The organism is Paenibacillus sp. MDV22-iso6 (assembly GCF_058408365.1).
Genome location: NZ_JBZVDZ010000002.1, coordinates 577650 through 596479, shown reverse-complemented (window position 1 = coordinate 596479; position 18830 = coordinate 577650). Strand labels below are relative to the sequence as shown.

General features: G+C 46.3%; 17 protein-coding genes. 4 read left to right on the top strand and 13 right to left on the bottom strand.

Translation table 11 applies throughout. From position 1 onward, the window contains the following. Nucleotides 1–99: 99 nt before the first annotated feature. The 5 genes from AC4PM4_RS08935 to cysT form a co-directional block, all read right to left on the bottom strand. Entirely contained in the window at nucleotides 100–1707 is a 1608-nt protein-coding gene (locus AC4PM4_RS08935) for an ABC transporter substrate-binding protein (protein ID WP_491613372.1), read from the bottom strand. Between the two features lie 223 nt (nucleotides 1708–1930). Next, the gene (locus AC4PM4_RS08930; RefSeq protein WP_072734270.1) at nucleotides 1931–2995 is read right to left on the bottom strand and encodes a sulfate ABC transporter substrate-binding protein; all 1065 of its coding nucleotides are present in this window, start codon (nucleotides 2993–2995) and stop codon (nucleotides 1931–1933) included. Nucleotides 2996–3051: 56 nt separating this feature from the next. Beyond that, nucleotides 3052–4116: a sulfate/molybdate ABC transporter ATP-binding protein gene (locus AC4PM4_RS08925; RefSeq protein ID WP_063564396.1), complete on the bottom strand. Its 1065-nt coding sequence runs from the start codon at nucleotides 4114–4116 to the stop codon at nucleotides 3052–3054. Nucleotide 4117: 1 nt separating this feature from the next. Beyond that, nucleotides 4118–4915, bottom strand: a complete 798-nt coding sequence (locus tag AC4PM4_RS08920) for a sulfate ABC transporter permease subunit (protein WP_063564397.1) — start codon at nucleotides 4913–4915, stop codon at nucleotides 4118–4120. Then, the gene (gene cysT, locus AC4PM4_RS08915) at nucleotides 4912–5727 is read right to left on the bottom strand and encodes a sulfate ABC transporter permease subunit CysT (RefSeq protein WP_063564398.1); all 816 of its coding nucleotides are present in this window, start codon (nucleotides 5725–5727) and stop codon (nucleotides 4912–4914) included. The genes AC4PM4_RS08920 and cysT overlap by 4 nt, the downstream gene beginning before the upstream one ends. A 363-nt stretch (nucleotides 5728–6090) precedes the next feature. Here cysT and AC4PM4_RS08910 point away from each other — a divergent pair, with 363 nt between their 5' ends. After that, nucleotides 6091–6492, top strand: coding sequence for a secondary thiamine-phosphate synthase enzyme YjbQ (locus tag AC4PM4_RS08910; protein WP_090808196.1), 402 nt, complete (start codon nucleotides 6091–6093; stop codon nucleotides 6490–6492). A gap of 193 nt (nucleotides 6493–6685) precedes the next feature. Here AC4PM4_RS08910 and AC4PM4_RS08905 read toward each other — a convergent pair whose 3' ends face one another. The 5 genes from AC4PM4_RS08905 to tkt all read right to left on the bottom strand — a co-directional run bounded on the left by AC4PM4_RS08905 (nucleotide 6686) and on the right by tkt (nucleotide 12134). Beyond that, nucleotides 6686–7288, bottom strand: a complete 603-nt coding sequence (locus AC4PM4_RS08905; RefSeq protein ID WP_063564400.1) for a TetR/AcrR family transcriptional regulator — start codon at nucleotides 7286–7288, stop codon at nucleotides 6686–6688. A gap of 5 nt (nucleotides 7289–7293) precedes the next feature. Then, the gene (locus tag AC4PM4_RS08900) at nucleotides 7294–7926 is read right to left on the bottom strand and encodes a YigZ family protein (protein ID WP_072734274.1); all 633 of its coding nucleotides are present in this window, start codon (nucleotides 7924–7926) and stop codon (nucleotides 7294–7296) included. A gap of 164 nt (nucleotides 7927–8090) precedes the next feature. After that, nucleotides 8091–9446 (bottom strand): glucose-6-phosphate isomerase, encoded by a 1356-nt coding sequence (locus AC4PM4_RS08895; protein WP_063564402.1) that lies wholly within the window; start codon nucleotides 9444–9446, stop codon nucleotides 8091–8093. Between the two features lie 186 nt (nucleotides 9447–9632). Next, nucleotides 9633–9950, bottom strand: a complete 318-nt coding sequence (gene ppnP, locus AC4PM4_RS08890) for a pyrimidine/purine nucleoside phosphorylase (RefSeq protein WP_053781719.1) — start codon at nucleotides 9948–9950, stop codon at nucleotides 9633–9635. A 141-nt stretch (nucleotides 9951–10091) separates the two neighbouring features. Then, nucleotides 10092–12134, bottom strand: coding sequence for a transketolase (tkt, locus tag AC4PM4_RS08885; protein WP_063564404.1), 2043 nt, complete (start codon nucleotides 12132–12134; stop codon nucleotides 10092–10094). 433 nt (nucleotides 12135–12567) lie between these two features. Here tkt and AC4PM4_RS08880 point away from each other — a divergent pair, with 433 nt between their 5' ends. Further along, on the top strand, nucleotides 12568–13068 hold the full coding sequence (locus tag AC4PM4_RS08880) for a hypothetical protein (protein WP_063564405.1): 501 nt from the start codon (nucleotides 12568–12570) through the stop codon (nucleotides 13066–13068). A 79-nt stretch (nucleotides 13069–13147) separates the two neighbouring features. Here AC4PM4_RS08880 and purU read toward each other — a convergent pair whose 3' ends face one another. Together purU and AC4PM4_RS08870 are read right to left on the bottom strand one after the other, a co-directional pair. After that, nucleotides 13148–14041 (bottom strand): formyltetrahydrofolate deformylase, encoded by an 894-nt coding sequence (gene purU / locus AC4PM4_RS08875; RefSeq protein WP_063564406.1) that lies wholly within the window; start codon nucleotides 14039–14041, stop codon nucleotides 13148–13150. Between the two features lie 22 nt (nucleotides 14042–14063). Further along, nucleotides 14064–15191: a deoxyribonuclease IV gene (locus tag AC4PM4_RS08870; protein WP_491613371.1), complete on the bottom strand. Its 1128-nt coding sequence runs from the start codon at nucleotides 15189–15191 to the stop codon at nucleotides 14064–14066. 170 nt (nucleotides 15192–15361) lie between these two features. On the opposite strand from AC4PM4_RS08870, the gene AC4PM4_RS08865 reads away from it, so the two are divergent. Next, nucleotides 15362–15832, top strand: coding sequence for a DUF2621 domain-containing protein (locus tag AC4PM4_RS08865; protein WP_063564408.1), 471 nt, complete (start codon nucleotides 15362–15364; stop codon nucleotides 15830–15832). A 157-nt stretch (nucleotides 15833–15989) separates the two neighbouring features. Then, nucleotides 15990–16901 (top strand): TIGR01777 family oxidoreductase, encoded by a 912-nt coding sequence (locus AC4PM4_RS08860; RefSeq protein WP_400346982.1) that lies wholly within the window; start codon nucleotides 15990–15992, stop codon nucleotides 16899–16901. Here the strand turns inward: AC4PM4_RS08860 and AC4PM4_RS08855 are convergent. Beyond that, a complete protein-coding gene (locus tag AC4PM4_RS08855) occupies nucleotides 16890–18806 on the bottom strand; it encodes a DUF6382 domain-containing protein (RefSeq protein ID WP_491613370.1) in 1917 nt (638 codons plus the stop codon). The genes AC4PM4_RS08860 and AC4PM4_RS08855 overlap by 12 nt on opposite strands. Nucleotides 18807–18830: the final 24 nt, after the last annotated feature.

Sequence of the window (18830 nt, the reverse complement as noted above, 5' to 3'; positions counted from 1 at the left end):
GGAAGAAATCCAGTGATAAAGGCGTTTCTCCAGATTTTTTCTGCTCTCTACGTTCTTTGTGAATCTCAAAGGTTCAAACAATACGTTCATTCTATATGATTATTTTTTATAAATTTTGGACAGATCTTCAAGCATAACGACTGGTTTTGGATTTGCATCTTCAACGCCGCCGTATGTGTTATCCACAGCCACTACAGCTTTCGTGTAGGCGATTGGATATACAGTCATTTCGTTTGCTACAGTTTGTTGGATTTGTTTGTACAAATCACCACGTTTAGTTTCGTCAATTTGAACGGCTGCTTCATTCCACAGCTTGTCGAAATCAGCATTTTTGTAATGGGAGTAGTTGTATGCCGCATCACTCAGGAAGAGAGATTTATAAGCATCTGGCTCATAACCCATGATGTATCCACCAAAGGACAATTCAAAGTCTGTATTGTTCATGTCCAATGTACGGTTACCATAAGCCGTTCCATCCATCGGCAGCAATTCCACTTCAATGCCCACGTCTTTCAGCTTTTGCTGTATGTACAGCGCTTGGCTTGTTTGTGGTTTGTTCGTATTTGTGTAAGCAAGACGCAATTTCAGGTTGCTAACGCCTGCATCAGCCAGCAATTGTTTTGCTTTTTCCACGTTGTAGTCGTATTTCTCAACATCATCCGTTTGGTACAGCGTGTCCGGTGTGAGAATGGACGGAGCCGGTTCAGCAAAATCAGCTGAGGAATACGAAGCGGTGATCAGTTCATTTTTATCCAAAGCATAAGCGATGGCTTGACGAACTTCTTTCTTTTGCATCGAAGGCACGTTCAGGTTGAACACCATGTATTGCAAGCGGCCTTCTGGGTAAGTCAGCATGTTGAATTTGCCTGTGTCGTTCAATTTGTTGTAATCCTGTGTGTCGACCATACGCATTTGAATCTCGCCGTTTTGCAAAGCCAGGTTCGCTGCATTTGGATCTTTCGCTACACGATACGTCACGCTATCCAGATGAGCTTTGCCTGCAAAGTAGTCATCAAAACGTTCCAGTGTTACGTATTCGCCCGGACGGTATTCCTTGAACTTGAACGGACCGGAACCGATCGGGTTGTTGTTTTTGTCGCTTTTCTCAATATCGGCTTCGCCTTCGAAAATGTGTTTAGGGATTGGAGAGAAAGAAATCAATGCTCCTTCAAAAGCAGCAGATACTTCCGGCAATTTGAATTCTACCGTCAGGTCATCGATCTTGGTTACTTTAACCGGTTTGCCATCAAAAACATACTGACTACGGGAAGAACTGTGCTGTTTCTCATCAAGGATGCTATCCATTGTAAACACAATATCATCCGCTGTCAGAGGCTGTCCGTCATGCCATTTCAGACCGTCTTTCAGCTTCAATGTATACGTCAGGTGATCATCAGAGAAGCTGTCGCTTTCTGCGAGCACATACGTTTTTTTGCCATCATTCACATTGAACAGTGGAGCATATAAGGATTGATCAATCGTCAACGTTACACGGTCACCCGCGTAGATCGGATTCATCACTTTAGGATCGTCCTGAACGGCAATAATGATGCTTCCTCCGTCTTTCGGTTGCCCATCATCCGTTGTTGCTGTATTTTCTGCGTTATTAGACGAAGAACTTGTTCCGTCACCGCTGCTTCCGCATGCACTCATGATTGCCACAACCAGAACCAGCATCAATGACAGCCACATTTTTTTCGATTTCATTATGATATTTCCCCTCGCTGTAATTTAACGTTCTGTTAGATAGTATAGGCAAGGATTCGACAAATTGCAACGATTTTTTCCAACTTAACCTATCGGGTTTAAATGAAATAACATTATTGTCTAGCAATGCAAAAAACCTCCAGCTCACGTTGTGTAGTGAAATGAAGGTTTGGATGACAATTCATCTTCTGAAATTCAATAACAGGACGATGCTCGTACGGGCTTACAACCCGGCTAACACCTGGTACCATACGCCTCGTTTGGAATATAGTGTACTGCGTACCTTGTCCCATCCGCCGAGGTAGTTAATATCGAACAGACCTTCTGGCGTTGGGAACGAGGACTTCGTCTCTGCAAACACTTCAGGGTCTACCGAACGGAAACCATGCTTGGCAAAAATGCGCTGTGCTTCCGGTGTTCGTAGATAGGCTACAAAAGCCTCCGCCAATTCACGATTGCCATGCTTACCTGCATATTTGTCCACGACAACTGCCGGATTTTCAATCAGGATCGTGTTTTTGGGAACCACGATGTCATAATTTACACCCTTGGCAATCCGGGCAAGCAATTCATTTTCATACGTGACGATCACGTCACCCACGCCATATTCGAAAGCCGCCATGGAGGATCGACCACTCTTATCCAGTGACTCGACATTCTCATGTACTTTTTCCAGAAAAGCTTTGGCCACGGCAGGATCTTTCTTGCCTTGCTCCTTCTCAGATAACTTCAACCCTGCACCATAGATGGCATTAATGTCCCACTGTGCTCCGCCTGACGTCTTGGGATTAGGATAAAGCACTTTAACACCCGGCTTGGTTAAATCTTCAAAATCACGAATCCCCAGCGGGTTGCCTGCTCTTGTACCCAGAACTACAATGGAACGGGTGATCATGCCTTTATTCGGAGCCTGCTTCCAATTGGAGCTGACCAAATCGGCTTTGACCAGCTTGTCGATATCACTTTCCATCGCGAGTAGCGCAACATCAGCTTCGAATCCACCAACAATGGCTCTGGCTTGTGTGCCAGAAGCTTCATAGGATTCCTGAAAGTGAACCGTCTGTCCGGTCTTTGCCTTCCATTCTTCCTGAAATTTGGGCAGCAATTCTCCGACGGCGTCTTTGGCTACACTGTAAGCACCGATTACCAGCGTATTGGATTGGTCGTCCGTCGAGGTTCCGTTCTGTCCGCTCACATCTTCCTGCTTGCTACATCCAACGGTCATGCAGACGAGCAGAAGTATGAGGACAACATATAAAGGGTTGAATTTCTTCTTCCTCGTCTGCATGGGCAGCCCCTCTTTTCCAAAAATAAGGATCATTCCTGAATTAAATGATGTTCTGATTAGATGATGACCGGCATTGGATCTTCCTTCAATCGGTTCTCAACAACCCAGCTATGGGTATCATTGAACAGATATGCCCGATGCACAAGCACTCGAATCTGTTGGCCGACTTGCAGCGTTGTTTTCTCCAGGGATCGATACGTAATGAGTTTATGGCCCTCAACTTCCACTTCCACCATCCATTCACTTCCACGGAAATGAAGGTGTTTGACTGTACCCTTTTCAGTAGCGGACAGCATGCTAAACTCGTTTTTCAAACCGATCTCGATATACTCAGGCCGGATCAATGCACGTGTGCGCTCTCCTTCCACCGCATGTTCGAAGCCCTTGAGCTGTGAAGCATCCTCCACAACGGTAGATTCCCCGATAAATGTAGCAACAAATGGCGTCTCTGGATTTTTGTAAATATCCCATGGCGTACCCTTCTGCTCCAAGCGCCCTTGGCTGATAATCATGATTTCATCGGCAACTTCAATCGCTTCATCCTGGTCATGGGTTACAAAGATCGAAGTGATGCCTACCCGCTCAATCAGCTCTCTCAGCCACGAACGCAATTCCTGACGGATCTTGGCATCAATAGCGGCAAAAGGTTCATCCAGCAGCAGCAGCTGTGGCTCCGGAGCTAATGCTCTGGCAAAAGCGACGCGCTGACGCTGTCCACCAGACAACTGATGTGGATAACGCTGTTCGAAACCTTTCAGCCCCGTCAATTCCACCAGCTCCATGACCCGATCACGGATCTGGGCTTTGGGTGTCTTTTTAACCTTGAGCCCAAAGGCGATATTTTCAAATACCGTCATATGTTTGAACAAAGCATAGTTCTGAAATACAAATCCGATTCCCCGCTCCTGCGGAGGCAGATGGTTTACGACTTTTCCGTGAAAACGAATCTCTCCGGAACCCGGATTCTCCAGCCCTGCCAGCATACGCAGTATGGATGTTTTCCCACCTCCGCTGGGTCCCAGCAAACCGATTAGATGGCCTTTGGCAATATCGAACGAGACATCTTTTACCGCATGAAAATCACCGAAATGTTTGTTCAGATCACGGACTTCAACATGCATCTCAATGCACTTCCTTTCGCTTCTTGGCCCATTCCATCATAAGCAGCAGCCCGACGGAAAAGGTAACCAGTACCAATGCCACACCATTTGCGGCAGCTACGTTAAAATTCTCTACATCCTGATATACAAGCGTTGTTGCCGTCTGCGTTTTGTTCATAATGTTACCCGATACAACCAGCACTGCACCGAATTCCCCAAGCGAGCGGGCAACCGTCAGCACAAGACCGTACACAACCGCCCAGCGGATGGAAGGCCAGGTAACACTCCAGAACGTTCTCCAGCCGTATGCACCAAGCGTTGACGCAGCCTCTTCCTGCTGAGATCCAAGCTCCTGCAAGACAGGCATCACCTCTCGAACCATCAATGGAAAAGTAACAAACAACGTTGCAATGACCATACCCGGGAAGGCATACACCACATTAAATCCAATTCCTTCAAAAAAAGCGCCCATAATGCTGTTGGGACCCAGCAGTAGTACAATCATCAATCCGCCAATGACGGGCGATACGGCATAGGGCAGATCCACAATGCTGTTCAGCAGCCCTTTCACCCGGTCACTCAGCCATCCGGCGCGGACCAGATAGATAGCCATCATAACGCCAAACAATGTATTTAACAGTGTGACGACAAGTACAACAAGTCCTGTCATCATCAAGGCATGCAGCGCCTCAGGGCGCAACAGCCCATCCAGGAATCCTCCTGCCCCGTCTTCAAATGCACCAATAAAAATACGTCCAAGCGGGATGATCAGCAGTACAATGAACACCACAAACGTCAGTCCGATTAATAGTCGCCTCATCGTCTTCTCCCCCGCATCTGCACCAGATTAATGAGCCAGAGGATCAGGAAGGAGAGTGTTAAGAGCAGTACGGACACGGCCGCGGCTCCGGTTGGATTGTCACTTTCGATCTCGCCGTAAATAAATACGGAAGCCGTCAATGTTCTTCCCGGAATATTGCCTGCCACCAGCACAACAGCCCCGAATTCGGCCAGTGCTCTGGAGAATGCGAGCATTCCCCCACTAATCATGCCCGGAGCCATGGACGGAAGAATGACCTGCCTGAATGTGCGCGCCTTCGATGCTCCCATCGTGTAGGATGCCTCTTCCTCCGAAGGATCGATCTCTTCGAGCAAAGGCTGCACCGCACGGATGACAAATGGAAACGTAACAAAGGTCATTGCGATCACAATCGCAGGCTGGTGAAACACAATTTCAAACCCCATGGATTCCGCCAGTTTGCCAATGGCACTGATCGGACCCAGGAGTAGCATAATCATCAGGCCACCAACGGCTGTTGGAAGAGCAAAAGGAAGATCTACCAGACTGTTAAGGAACGACCTCCCAAAAAAGCGATAACGTGTCAGCACCCAGGCAATCATGGTTCCCAAAATGACGTTAATCACCGTAGCTATAACAGCCAGCCGGATCGTTAACAGCACGGCTTTCCATGCAATTGGGTCCATAATACTTTGGATAAAGTTGCTCCATCCTTCAGAGAAGGAATTGACGTACACACCGATGATTGGAAGTACAATGAGTACGATAAAATATAGCAATACGGTACTGCGGAATCCCCAAGTCCATCCCTTGTGACGAAGAACGGTATTCATTGCTGCATTCCCTCCCAGCCTCCGGTTCTATGTCCGGTCGGCAGTCTTCCTGCTTTGGTACAACCATTTTCCTAAGTTGGATTTTATTACTTTAATATTATTCCCATTAGTCTACTTGGTTTTTGCTTATCTGATACTTTACCAGTTTGCAGTGCTAATCGTCAATGCTTTTATTGAATAAAATCGGCGTACCTATGAGATGGATTTTATAAAAATTACACTCGCCACTACGCGGCCAGAACAACCTTCCGATCGCTGTTATCCCCAGATTTCTTTGATCCCCTTTATCTAAGTGGTTTGTTCGGTATGTAATGGTTAAGGTACAATCTAGAGGAACAATTTGGAGCGAAGGAGTGGAGTAATATGTTATATACGAAGAATTTATCGACATCCCGACGGGATGAGATGAAGGATATTACGCGGGAAGTAGAGCAGGTTGTCCGTGACAGCGGTGTGCAGAATGGGACTGTATTGATTTATTGTCCACATACGACAGCAGGCATTGCAATTAATGAAAATGCAGACCCGGATGTCAAACATGACGTGCTGCTTCGTCTAAACGAGGTATACCCCTGGCAACATCCCGAATATCGGCATGCTGAAGGAAATACGGCTTCTCACTTGAAATCGATCACAACCGGACCATCACAAACGGTGATTATACATGAGGGCAGATTACTGCTTGGCAGATGGCAGGGCATCTATTTTTGCGAATTTGATGGTCCTCGTCAACGGGAATATTTTCTTAAAATCATAGAAGGTTAGCTCCATTTCAACCCCATTTCTAATGATTTGCCATTGATTGAAATAAAAAACAAACAGGCGGCCCACCCTATTCTAGGGATGTAACCCGCCTGTAATGATCTTCTTCGCGCAAAAACTTTCGCGAGACAACGTTATAAAGAATTAATGTTATGACAATTCACCGCCCTGAAGTGTGGAGTGCGACAAAAGCGCCTTATTGGACGCCAGGCTGGTGTTGGAGATTACGGCAGAGTACTTTGACATGAGATAACGCAGCCGATTCAATCTCTGCAAAGGTTAAACGGTCCTGAATATAATACGATATGAATCCGTGCATGGACAAAAACAGCGTACGTGGTACACATTGAATATCCTCTTCCGTACAGCCCTCTTCATTCATGTATTGCCGAATAATGGAGGCGAACAATTCAAAGCATCTTCCTTGCTCCGTACGACAATACGATAGCAATTCCTCATCCCGAATCATGAACATAATCTCGTACTGATACGGATTCTCCAAACCAAAACGAATAAACTCCATCATGATATGTTCCACCTTGCTCACGCCGCCCATGACTGGCCTGACCATGGCTTGCAGCAGCAAATGCCCCAGATGATTGAAATCTTCAACCACGATGGCATAAAACAGCTCTGCCTTTTCCTTAAAATGATAATACAGCGACCCATGACTATAGCCTAGATGCTGGCCGATGCTTCGCATCGAAATGGCACGGTATCCTTTGGTAATAAAAAGATGCCTTGCCGCCTCCAGTATCCGCTCCCTCGACAACTCCTGTTCGACTGCTCTTCTAGCCATATATTTTATTCCCCTTCAATAAAATAAAGCCGCTGTCCCTCCGTGATCCGGGATTGCCCTTGCGTCAAATCTGTGATCCAGGCCACAAATGCCTCGGTTTCACTATCCGGCGGAAGACAAGTCAACGTAACCTTATCGGTGAACCCAGTTTCACCTGTACGGACTTCCCGGCTCCTTAATTCATTTTCCACTTTGCCCAGCCATGTGTAATCCAGTTCAACAAACACTTCACGATGGAGCACTTTGGTAATCGCTTCCCCGGCTTCTATGGCTGCAACTGCTCCATCCGTATAAGCGCGAATTAACCCACCTGCTCCAAGCATAATTCCTCCAAAGTAACGTGTAACAACGATAGCCACATTTTTCAATTGCTGATTTTTGATGACTTCAAGAATCGGTTTTCCAGCGGTTCCGCTTGGTTCACCATCATCGGATTGCTTCTGGATCTCATCCCGCTCACCAATCATATACGCTGAGCAGTTATGAGTAGCATTCCAATGTTTCTTCTTTATTTCATCAATAAAAGCGTTAGCTTCTTCTTCCGTCGTGACCGGCATAATATGACCGATAAATCGCGACTTTTTGATTACAATTTCCAGATTGCCCGGTCCTCGAACCGTGCGATAACGTTCAATCATCCCTATCCAACTTTCCACCAATTTGATCCATTTTACAAGAAAGCAGTTCCCCGCGCGCACGCGGACGAACTGCCTTGGTTTAACATCCGGGAAACCATTGCTTCACAATGACTCCCCGAATGTAATTACATTACCTTATTTAACTATATGAGCAGACCGATGAATTATTCGGAAAGTCTCGCTTCCAGCGCTGCTTTCTCTTCTTCAAAGCCTGGTTTGCCCAGCAAAGCGAACATATTTTTCTTGTAAGCTTCCACGCCTGGTTGGTCAAATGGATTGACTCCCAGCAGGTAACCACTAATGCCGCATGCTTTTTCAAAGAAGTATACCAGATATCCGAAAGAATATGGAGACATATCTGGAATGTTCACAATCAAGTTTGGCACTTGACCATCTGTGTGTGCAAGCAGTGTTCCTTGGAACGCTTTTTTGTTAACAAAGTCCATTGTTTTACCTTCAAGGAAATTCAGACCATCCAGATCATCCGGGTCAGCTTGGATCGAAATATGCTCCGATACTTCAGCAACCTGAATCACAGTTTCGAAGATGTTCCGGCTACCCTCTTGAATGAATTGACCCATGGAGTGCAAGTCAGTCGAGAAATCAACGGATGCAGGATAAATCCCTTTATAGTCTTTACCTTCACTCTCTCCGTAAAGCTGTTTCCACCATTCGGATACAAAGTGCAAGGATGGCTCGTAGTTCACGAGGATTTCTGTTCCTTTACCTTTGCGATACAGTGCGTTACGAACAGCTGCATATTGATATGCTTCGTTCTCAGCTACGTTCGGGTTGCTGTATTCTTTAGAGGCGTCAGCCGCACCTTGCATCATTTCTTCAATGCTGATGCCAGCTGCTGCGATTGGCAACAAACCTACAGCCGTCAGAACGGAGTAACGTCCACCTACATCATCCGGGATAATGAAGGATTCATAGCCTTCTTCATTCGCCAGCTTTTTCAGTGCGCCACGCTCTTTATCTGTCGTAGCATAGATACGTTTGCGAGCTTCTTCTTTACCGTATTTTTTCTCCAGTGCTGCACGGAAGATACGGAAAGCAATTGCTGGCTCCGTTGTTGTACCGGATTTGGAGATAACGTTAACGGAGAAGTCTTTGCCTTCAACCAGATCCAGCAAATGAGTTACATACGTGGAGCTAATGTTGTTTCCTGCAAAGTAGATTTCAGGCGTTTTGCGTTTGTCTTTAGGCAGATTGTTGTAGAAAGAGTGCGTAAGCATCTCAATCGCTGCACGTGCACCAAGGTATGATCCACCAATACCGATGACGATCAGTACTTCAGAATCGCTTTGGATTTTAGCAGCCGCTTTTTGAATACGGGAGAACTCTTCTTTGTCATAAGCGGTAGGCAGGTCGATCCAGCCCAGATAATCCGATCCAGTTCCCGTTCCGTTATGGAGCTGCTCGTGAGCCAAACGAATCGGTTCAGCGAAATAGTCCACTTCATGTTGATTGACAAATTGCAGGGCAGTGCTGTAGTCAAACTTCACTTTTTTTGCCATGATCTATAAAACCTCCTGATATCGGTAGCGTATTTTTTTCCGTTTTCCATTCTAAACAACTTAGCCTAAGGATACTTCAAATCCACAGGGCTGACAAGCTTGTAGCACGAACTTTGTCGTTAGAGTTTAAGAAGCAAAAAGGGTTAACCGAATCCGCGAGTCGCGGTTCTGGTTACCCTTCTTGTATTATTCCGCCGGGTACGAACAGCAGTAGTCGGTAACGCTGCGTATCTCCAGTTTAAATTTGGATTCGGCAGGCACGTGGAACGTAGCTTGACCTTGAATCTCTTGCCAATCTTCTTCTCCGGGAAGTAATACTCTCAGATCGCCGGACAGTATTTCCATAATCTCACGGGAATCTGTACCGAACTCATAACTGCCTGGAAGCATAATACCCAGAGTCACCTTGCTGCCATCCCCCAAAATAACCGTTCTACTAGTTACCTGGCCCTCATAATAAATGTTGGCCTCTTTCACTACACTGACTTGATCAAACTGTGACATGCGTACCCGCTCCCCCTGAAGTTAATCAAAACAAAAGGCAAAACAGATCAAGGCGGTTGCCCGCCCATTCTCTGCCGGAAATCACTTGCTGCTCGGCAGGACAGAAATTAAACTGTCCTTCCTACAGCATTTTTCAAGCTATTACAGCAATGCTTTTACGCGACTAACCACGTTTTCCACAGTGAAACCATACTCTTGGATAACACGGTCGCCAGGCGCGGATGCACCAAATGTGTTGATTCCGAGAATGTCGCCTTGGTCGCCGACATATTTTTCCCAACCCATTGGGTGAGCCATTTCAATCGCCAGACGAGCTTTAACATCTGGAAGCAGGACGGATTCTTTGTAAGCTTTGTCCTGTTTCTCGAACAGATCCCAGCTCGGCATGCTGATTACGCGAACTTGGATGCCTTGTTCAGCAAGTGCTGCTTGAGCTTTGACAGCTAGTTGCACTTCGGAGCCTGTAGCGATGATTTGGGCAACAGCTTTGCCTTCTTTTGCATCAGAGACAACATACGCACCACGTTTCACGTTTTCACGTGAACCTTCAACGGTACCTTCCAGAATCGGCAAGTTTTGACGAGTGAGTACGAGTGCAACCGGGTTGCTCTTGTTCTCAAGCGCATAAGCCCATGCTGCAGAAGTTTCATTACCGTCAGCCGGACGAATAACTGTCAGGTTAGGAATGATACGCAGTGATGCCAATTGCTCAATTGGTTCGTGAGTAGGACCGTCTTCACCAACAGCGATACTGTCGTGAGTCAGGACGTACGTTACAGGCAGACCCATCAGGGCAGCCAGACGAACAGCTGGACGCAGGTAGTCTGTAAATACGAAGAATGTACCTCCGAATACTTTCACACCACTGTGCAGTGCCATACCGTTCATTGCCCCAGCCATACCGAATTCACGGATACCGAAGTAGATGTTGCGACCGGAATAATCTTCAGGTGAGAAGTTCTCCAGGTTGTTCAGGTGAGTCATTGTGGAGCTTTCCAAGTCAGCAGATCCACCTGTCAGTTGTGGCACGTTATGAGCCAAACCGTTCAGTGCATTACCGGATGCTACACGAGTGGATACAGCTTTGTCTGTTGCTGCATATTTAGGCAGATCGCGATCCCAACCTTCTGGAAGGTCGCCATTGATTGCCGTTTCGAATTGAGCTGCCAGCTCAGGGAATGCTTTTTTGTACTCAGCAAATTTCTCGTCCCATGCTTTGTTAGCAGAGATACCACGATCTTTCACTTGTGCAAAGTGTTCGCGAACTTCAGTTGGAACGTGGAAATCTTCCTGGTAAACCCATTTGTAAAACTCTTTAGTCAATTTAGCTTCGTCTGCACCCAGTGGAGATCCGTGAGTACCGCCGTGGCCGCCTTTACCTTGTTTGTTCGGGCTACCGTAACCAATTACAGTTTTAACTTCAATCAGTGTAGGACGAAGCGTATCTGCTTGACCTTCTTCAATTGCTTTTTGGATTGCAGGCAGATCGTTACCATCTTCAACGCGCAGCACTTGCCAGCCATAAGCTTCAAAACGCTTCGCGATGCTTTCAGAAGAAGACAGGTTCAATTTACCATCCAAAGTGATGTCATTGGAGTCGAACAACATGATCAATTTGCCCAGGTGCAAACGTCCAGCCAGGGAAGCTGATTCATGGGATACACCTTCCATCAAGTCACCGTCACCACAGATTGCGTAAGTGTGGTGGTCGATTACGTTGAATTTGTCTTTATTATATGTTGCGCTCAGTTGAGCTTCAGCCATAGCCATACCTACAGCCATTGCAATACCTTGGCCCAGTGGTCCAGTTGTTGCGTCAACGCCTGCAGTATGTCCGAATTCCGGGTGACCCGGAGTTTTGCTTCCCCATTGACGGAACTGTTTCAATTGTTCCATAGGCAGGTCATACCCGCTCAGGTGAAGTAAGCTGTACAGCAACATGGAGCCATGTCCTGCGGACAGAACAAAACGGTCCCGGTTAACCCAAGTTGGGTGGTCCGGGTTATGTGTCATCGTTTTTGCAAAAAGTTGGTACCCCATTGGAGCGGAGCCCATAGGCATTCCCGGGTGTCCGGAATTTGCCTTCTCGATTGCATCAATCGCCAGTGTACGTACGGTAGTGATCGACAGGTTGTCGATGGTGTTGTTCTCTTCCTTTTGAATCGCTTCGTTCTTGTCAGTCATGGTTTGTCCTCCTCATGTCTTTAGATAAGTCGGGTTGCGCAAGCGAATCCCTCTCATCATACAAGCAAACCGAATTTCACAATAAGTGAATCCGCTTGAGTGTTTCATTTTGACTTATTCACTTTTGTATTGTATCACTTGGCGTGAAGGTTTTCCATAACCTTCTTTTAGAAGATCGGGAAAATTCGGCTGATTATGACGAGGGATTTGTTTCCAGTTGCGCAAAAAGAGTGTCATACTGAGCATTTCAGCATATCTTCTAGCTCAGCCAGCATCGCAAATCCATCGGATGAAGTATAACCTTTAAGCGGAAAACCATACTCTTTTTAGATATCGAAGTTGATTTTGCATATAATGGTCCTTGATCATGATTGGAAAAATCGGACTTTTGTGCACATCAGGCTGTACTTCATATGGAAAGGAGGATTCGCATATGCCGGAACATTTGGCTAAGTCACCAAAATCGCTAAAACACATATTACCCTGGAAAGCCGGGGTTTTAACAGGTCTTACATCCGGACTGGTGCTCGGGTTCTTTTTAAAGGCTATTCAGACTTACACTGGTGAAAAAGTCTATACCTTGCTGCTGAACATTGATTTTGTTCCATGGCTTCCGCCCACGCTACCTGAGTTCATTGAATTTGGGCTGCATCTTATCGTTTCCATAATCATTGGCAACTTCTACATATGGTGGATTCAGCGTTCAGGTCATCCGATATCCAAAGGCGTCCTGATCGGCGCTCTCTCTTCCCTGCTGTATATTCCACTCTCCCAGCTGTCGAGTCGTGTGCCTGATCTATATGATATAAAAGCGATACTTTACTGGCTGGCAGGGCATCTGTTATTTGGCGTGGTCGTTGGGGTATGCGGTCATCTGTGGAAGCACAGCCAGAAGCAAGACCAAAAAGGCGATCCCCCGTTCAGACATGAATAGGGAATCGCCTTCTCTTTTTTCGGAATAGAACTGAACTATATCTTTCCGAATCAACCTTGCGCAGTATTAAAGCATTAGCTTAAAACACAACGGTTTTATTTTCATGAACCAGTACACGATCTTCAACATGCCATTTCACAGCACGAGCAAGAACTACACGCTCAATGGTACGTCCAATGCGTTTTAACTCAGTTACATCATCCCCATGGCTTACACGCTGAACGTCCTGCTCAATGATTGGTCCGCCATCCAGCTCTTCCGTAACATAGTGAGCCGTCGCACCGATAATTTTGACACCTCGATTGTACGCTTGGGCATACGGTTTACCGCCAACAAAGGCAGGCAGAAACGAGTGATGAATGTTAATAATACGATTGCGGTAATGCTCAATGAACATCGGAGAAATGATCTGCATGTAGCGCGCAAGAATAATCACGTCGATATCATTACCAATGACGTCCAACTGGCGTTGTTCCGCTTCCTTCTTCGTATCCGCTGTAACCGGAATATGGTGATAAGGAATGCCAAATGATTCTACATAGTCCTTCATATCCAGATGATTGCTCACAACAAGCGCGATGTCTGCATCCAGATCGCCAGCCTGCCATTGCCACAACAGCTCAACCAGACAGTGATCCTCCTTGGATACAAAGATGGCAAGTTTCTTCTTGCGGCTAACCGCAGAAAGACTCCAATCCATTTTGAAACGGTTTGCCACTTCTTCGAAATCAGCTTCCAGCTTAGGCAGGTTCAACGATAATTGTGGAAGATCGAACTCGATCCGCATAAAAAACATGCCGCCAGCCGGGTCCATTGTGTATTGGTCCGACTGTACAATGTTTGCACCATGCTGGTGCAAGAAATGGGATACTGCGGCAACAATTCCCGGTCCATCCGGACAGGAAATGAGCATCCGCGCCCGATCGGCGCGGTTTTTAACATCAGGACGTACTTGTTTAGCGTGAATCTCCATCGGGTTATTTTTCCTCCTTCAACTAGGCCGTGACAAAAATTTCTTTGCCTGCAAGCCAGGCGATCAAACGATGATTCAGTTGTTCTTCATTCAAATGCGGGAACAATGCGGCTTCAGCCACGAGGTCATACAGACGTTCCAACGGCTCACGTGGATCGGCTTTCTTCGCTTTGGCATCATTCTTGAGCAATGTCCAGATATCCAGAACATATGAACGGGACTCAATCTCTTTTCCTTTGAAGAAATGATGCAATTGTTCCACTTCTGTCAGGAACTCGGGACCAAATCGACCAGCAACATCCCCGCGAAGCAATGCAATCTCTACTTCATACATAGGACGCTGAGTTTTGGCTTCTTTACCAATCCAAGGCGTTTCCAAAATAAACGGACGTCCCTGAAGAGCCTCGTGATGCACGATGCGGTTAATCGCCTCAAAACCAATCCAGCCAGAGCCAATCGGGGTATGACGGTCCTTGTGCGCACCCACAGGGTTCTTACTATCATTAATATGCATTACGGCAATGCGGTCAAGCCCTACCGTACGATCAAATTGTTCAAGAACACCGTCCAGGTCGTTCACGATATCATAACCCGCATCGTGAATGTGACATGTATCCATACATACAGTAAGGCGTTCATTGTGTGTAACCTTCTCCATGATCTGAGCGATCTCTTCAAAGCTGCAGCCCATTTCAGTTCCTTTGCCAGCCATCGTTTCCAGAGCGATATTCACATCCGTCTCTTTCACACCGTCCAGCACTTCATTCAAGCCTTCAGCAATACGTCCGATGCCGTAGTGAGCATCCTTGTCCGTAAATGCGCCGGGATGCAGCACGATATTTTTGACACCAATCGCATGTGTACGACGAATCTCTTCCTGAAGGAAACTAACGGCCAGCTCATACGTGTTTTCTTTGTATGAACCGAGGTTAATAATGTATGGCGCATGGACAACGATATCTTCCATTCCGCCCTCTTGCATCGCAAGCTTGCCTTCCTCAATAAACATGGACTCAATAGGCTTGCGGCGGGTATTTTGCGGTGCACCCGTATATATCATAAACGAACTGGAACCGTACGAGGACGCTTCCTTCGTTGCACTCAATAATCCCTTGTCCGAAAAGGACACATGGGAGCCGATTTTAAGCATCATTAATCCCCCTTTTTCTGAATTACCCCTTATTCTAACGCGATTATCGAAATAAATCTAGAAATGCGCTATAATTCGGGATATAGGCTATTTTTTACAGCTGTAATTTGGAACATGGGTGGGCGGAATCCGTCTTTCCGTGAAAATCAATAAACCGAGGTGACTCCGCAATGATTTTCGGCTCCTACGCTTGGACGTTGACTAGTAGTTCCCCCAGCAATTGGTTTATGAACACGATCGCATTCTGGACCGTTCTTTTGCTTGGAAGTATGTGTGTTGGCGGATTTTTTATGATGCGCAAGTTTTTGAAAGTGCTTCCGAAGGCAGACGGAAAGTCGAAACTCGATTGGCAGAACCACTGGGTTGAAACCAGCCGTCATTTATGGACAGATGAAGCAAAAGCTTTTCTCGACCAGCTTGTGGAGCCTGTTCCTGGCCCATTTCGAGATATCGCCAAACATTCCATTGCAGCAGAAATCGGCAAAATTGCGTACGAAAATAATGCACCTGAAGTATCCAGAGATCATTGCATTAAAGGATACATTATAGCCACACCGAAGCGGGATAATAAGTTTCTGGTGAAATTTTTGGAGAAGAACCAAATTGACTATTCGCCCTATAAACATTTGATGAATAAATAGAAAATGGAATACAGCCGAACATGTATTAGGTTTACATATTTTCAAACATGCTCCGTAAGGTAAGTCATTCCCAGCAAGGCAGTGCTTACCGCCCGGGGCTGTTTGTCGATCCAATATTACATGTCAGCATAGTCAAAATAACAAGGAGGTCGCCAAGATGAAGATTGCGATTTGCGGAGGTACCGGTTTTGTCGGAGGAGCACTCGTTGATTACTGGCTTCAGACAGGCCATCATGTGAAAGTTATTACACGCAAACTGCCGAATTTACATAATCCCAGCCAAAACCTTACTTATGTCTCATGGGAACAGGTAGAGGAACAGCCTCATTTGCTGGAGGGAATGGATGCCTTGGTGAATCTGGCTGGAGAAACGTTGAATCAACGTTGGACAACAAAAGCGAAACTGGAGATTGTTGAATCCAGAGTGACTACTGTAGCACGCGTAGCCAAATTGATAGATTCACTGGAACACAAACCGGAGGTGGTCGTACAGGCATCTGCCATGGCAATCTATGGCACCTCTCCTACAGAAACATTTGATGAGAACAGTCCTCAAAAATCGGTGAATTTCCCATCCCGCGTTTCTCAACAATGGGAAGTTGCTGCTGATGCCATCAAACATGTGAGACTCGTGAAAATCCGCGTTAGCCTCGTGCTTGGTCATAAAAAAGGTGCTTTTCCATTAATGAAACTGCCTTATATGCTTGGTGTTGGGGGCAGGGTGGGAAGTGGCAAACAGTGGACCAGTTGGATTCATATTATGGATATTGTGCGTTTGATTGATTTCACGATCCAAAATAAAGAAATCTCCGGTCCGGTGAACGCCTCTTCGCCCAACCCGGTAACCAACGATGAATTCGGACGCACGGTAGGCAAAGTGTATCATCGTCCGCACTGGTTCCCCGTACCCGGAATTCTGATCAAAACACTGGTCGGAGAACTCTCTGTCGTGCTGCTTCAAGGACAGCGGGTTATCCCGCAAAAAGCGTTGGATCACGGATTCCAGTTCACCTTTCCTACATTAACCGATGCACTGGAAGATCTAAAACACCGGGGTCTATCCGACTGATCGATACGTGTAAACAGACTCAGCTAACGTAAAGGTATCCCCATCTTCCAGTGGATATTCTTTGTACGGAGCAAGAACATCGCCCTTGAGAATGGTTCCATTCACAGAACCCAAATCCTTAATGACATAGCCCGATTTGTTCCGGCTCAATTCCACATGAGCACGGGACACACCGGTTGCTGAATCTACCCACTGGACCATGTCCGCCGATCGGCCAATAACAAACGATGCTCCTCGGACATCCATCCGTTCATTTTTGTCCCCTGTTGCTGATCTGCGTTCAAGATAAAAGGAAGGTACTACTAGACCTGCTCCCGTAATGCTTCCGCCAGCAACACTCTGCAAATTTACTGTAGCATCAGCCGCCGCATGATGACGAATGAGCTCCGATGTTGCAGCCACGGATTCGACAGTATGCTGAACAAAAGGTTCATCAGAAGCTTCAGATGGTATATGTAGATTTTGAAAGCGAGAATTTCCTGCTACAGATGACCTGGATTCAATAGATTGCCCCCGTTCTGATTGAGCATTTTGTATATCACCAGAGCTCTGTTGACTCGTGTAACCTTGTCCATAGGTGTTACCTTCTGGTGACATTTCAGTTGCATTCCAACGCCAGCTCTCCTGAAACATCTCTTCTTGGCTTTCTTTCTGCTTACCTTTGCCTCTTCCCAATCCAAAAAAAGCAGATTTCTTATTGGTAGAGCCCTCTTCTAATTCGCCATCTGCATATTCTTCATTCGGCATCTTTTTGCGTAGCAAATTGGATTTCGAATTTCCGAATTTCCCTTTGGTCACCCATGCCCAACCCGCGATCCCAAGCAAGCCAGCACTTAATGCTGCAGATAGAATCTTTTGTGTCTGCCCTGGTTGTTCCATATAGATGAATCTCCATACCAGCGCGATGGCAATCATACAGCCCAGAATGATATAGGTCGTTTTGGAAGAATCCTGCTTCTTGTCCTTCTCGTCCTTTTCCATATCATCGTCCTGTATTGAATCAAACGTTTGGCGCTGTGACGGATTCGTAACACCTTTCGCTTGCAATGAGGACTCTATCGGTGAACGTCTGCCCGAAAATCCTGAAAAGGGTTTGTTAAGTGGCTTGTCATCCTCCGCAGTAGATATCCTCGGTTGATGATTTGATTTTAACTGCTGCCCAGCTTCGCCATTTCGATCCAACTGACGATACTGATCTTGCCCACTTCTATTGGAAAACAGATCATTTCCCTGCTCCGGAACTGCAGAAAGTGGCATTCCTAATTTACTGTCACTTGAGCCGGATGACCCACGTGAAGACATAAACGTTGCCTGGCCTGAACCACTCTGCTCATCTGCATATAATTCAAGCAAAAGTTCACGCAGTTGTCTAATATCCCATTGTTCAATCTCACATAGCTGGAGGACACGCTGAATTCCTTCGCCCTGAAGTTCCTGAACATGGGCCATTAACCTAATAACCAGTTCGCGGAATTGCTGAGGCGTCGGATCTACCTCAACTGCATCGACAATTGGAATATATACTAAGCCAAGCTCTCCCAGTTCAAGTGAACCATTGATAAATATGTACTCTTCCTGAATCTGTAATTTACGCGAATCCAACATATATTGTCTACACTCTGTAAACGTGTCTGCCAGCTGAAACAATAGACCATATAACACACGCAGCTTGATTTTTCCCAACTTCAACATTTGAGGTAACATCTTATATCCTGAAATATCGTATTGTAACGTTACATTTCGGTCTACCTCTCGAATATGAACGGGAAGAAGTCGGGGAATTTGATTTGAAGACAACATGCCCGTCTGCACACGGCTCAGTTCATCCATTCGCAGCCCTTCCGCTTTCTCCAAAACCATAAACGATCCGCCGTTTCGAATGAAATCTCTCGTTAATCCATACATGCCAATCCTCTCTTTCCATTGCTT

Bases quoted from the DNA above. Each gene is read 5' to 3' on its own strand.
- tkt (WP_063564404.1), bottom strand. From the start codon at position 12,134: ATGACTGACAAGAACGAAGCGATTCAAAAGGAAGAGAACAACACCATC.
- AC4PM4_RS08895 (WP_063564402.1), bottom strand. From the start codon at position 9,446: ATGGCAAAAAAAGTGAAGTTTGACTACAGCACTGCCCTGCAATTTGTC.
- AC4PM4_RS08905 (WP_063564400.1), bottom strand. From the start codon at position 7,288: ATGGCTAGAAGAGCAGTCGAACAGGAGTTGTCGAGGGAGCGGATACTG.
- AC4PM4_RS08900 (WP_072734274.1), bottom strand. From the start codon at position 7,926: ATGATTGAACGTTATCGCACGGTTCGAGGACCGGGCAATCTGGAAATT.
- ppnP (WP_053781719.1), bottom strand. From the start codon at position 9,950: ATGTCACAGTTTGATCAAGTCAGTGTAGTGAAAGAGGCCAACATTTAT.
- AC4PM4_RS08870 (WP_491613371.1), bottom strand. From the start codon at position 15,191: ATGCTTAAAATCGGCTCCCATGTGTCCTTTTCGGACAAGGGATTATTG.
- AC4PM4_RS08855 (WP_491613370.1), bottom strand. From the start codon at position 18,806: ATGTATGGATTAACGAGAGATTTCATTCGAAACGGCGGATCGTTTATG.
- cysT (WP_063564398.1), bottom strand. From the start codon at position 5,727: ATGAATACCGTTCTTCGTCACAAGGGATGGACTTGGGGATTCCGCAGT.
- AC4PM4_RS08910 (WP_090808196.1), top strand. From the start codon at position 6,091: ATGTTATATACGAAGAATTTATCGACATCCCGACGGGATGAGATGAAG.
- AC4PM4_RS08865 (WP_063564408.1), top strand. From the start codon at position 15,362: ATGATTTTCGGCTCCTACGCTTGGACGTTGACTAGTAGTTCCCCCAGC.
- AC4PM4_RS08920 (WP_063564397.1), bottom strand. From the start codon at position 4,915: ATGAGGCGACTATTAATCGGACTGACGTTTGTGGTGTTCATTGTACTG.
- AC4PM4_RS08930 (WP_072734270.1), bottom strand. From the start codon at position 2,995: ATGCAGACGAGGAAGAAGAAATTCAACCCTTTATATGTTGTCCTCATA.
- AC4PM4_RS08925 (WP_063564396.1), bottom strand. From the start codon at position 4,116: ATGCATGTTGAAGTCCGTGATCTGAACAAACATTTCGGTGATTTTCAT.
- AC4PM4_RS08860 (WP_400346982.1), top strand. From the start codon at position 15,990: ATGAAGATTGCGATTTGCGGAGGTACCGGTTTTGTCGGAGGAGCACTC.
- AC4PM4_RS08935 (WP_491613372.1), bottom strand. From the start codon at position 1,707: ATGAAATCGAAAAAAATGTGGCTGTCATTGATGCTGGTTCTGGTTGTG.
- AC4PM4_RS08880 (WP_063564405.1), top strand. From the start codon at position 12,568: ATGCCGGAACATTTGGCTAAGTCACCAAAATCGCTAAAACACATATTA.
- purU (WP_063564406.1), bottom strand. From the start codon at position 14,041: ATGGAGATTCACGCTAAACAAGTACGTCCTGATGTTAAAAACCGCGCC.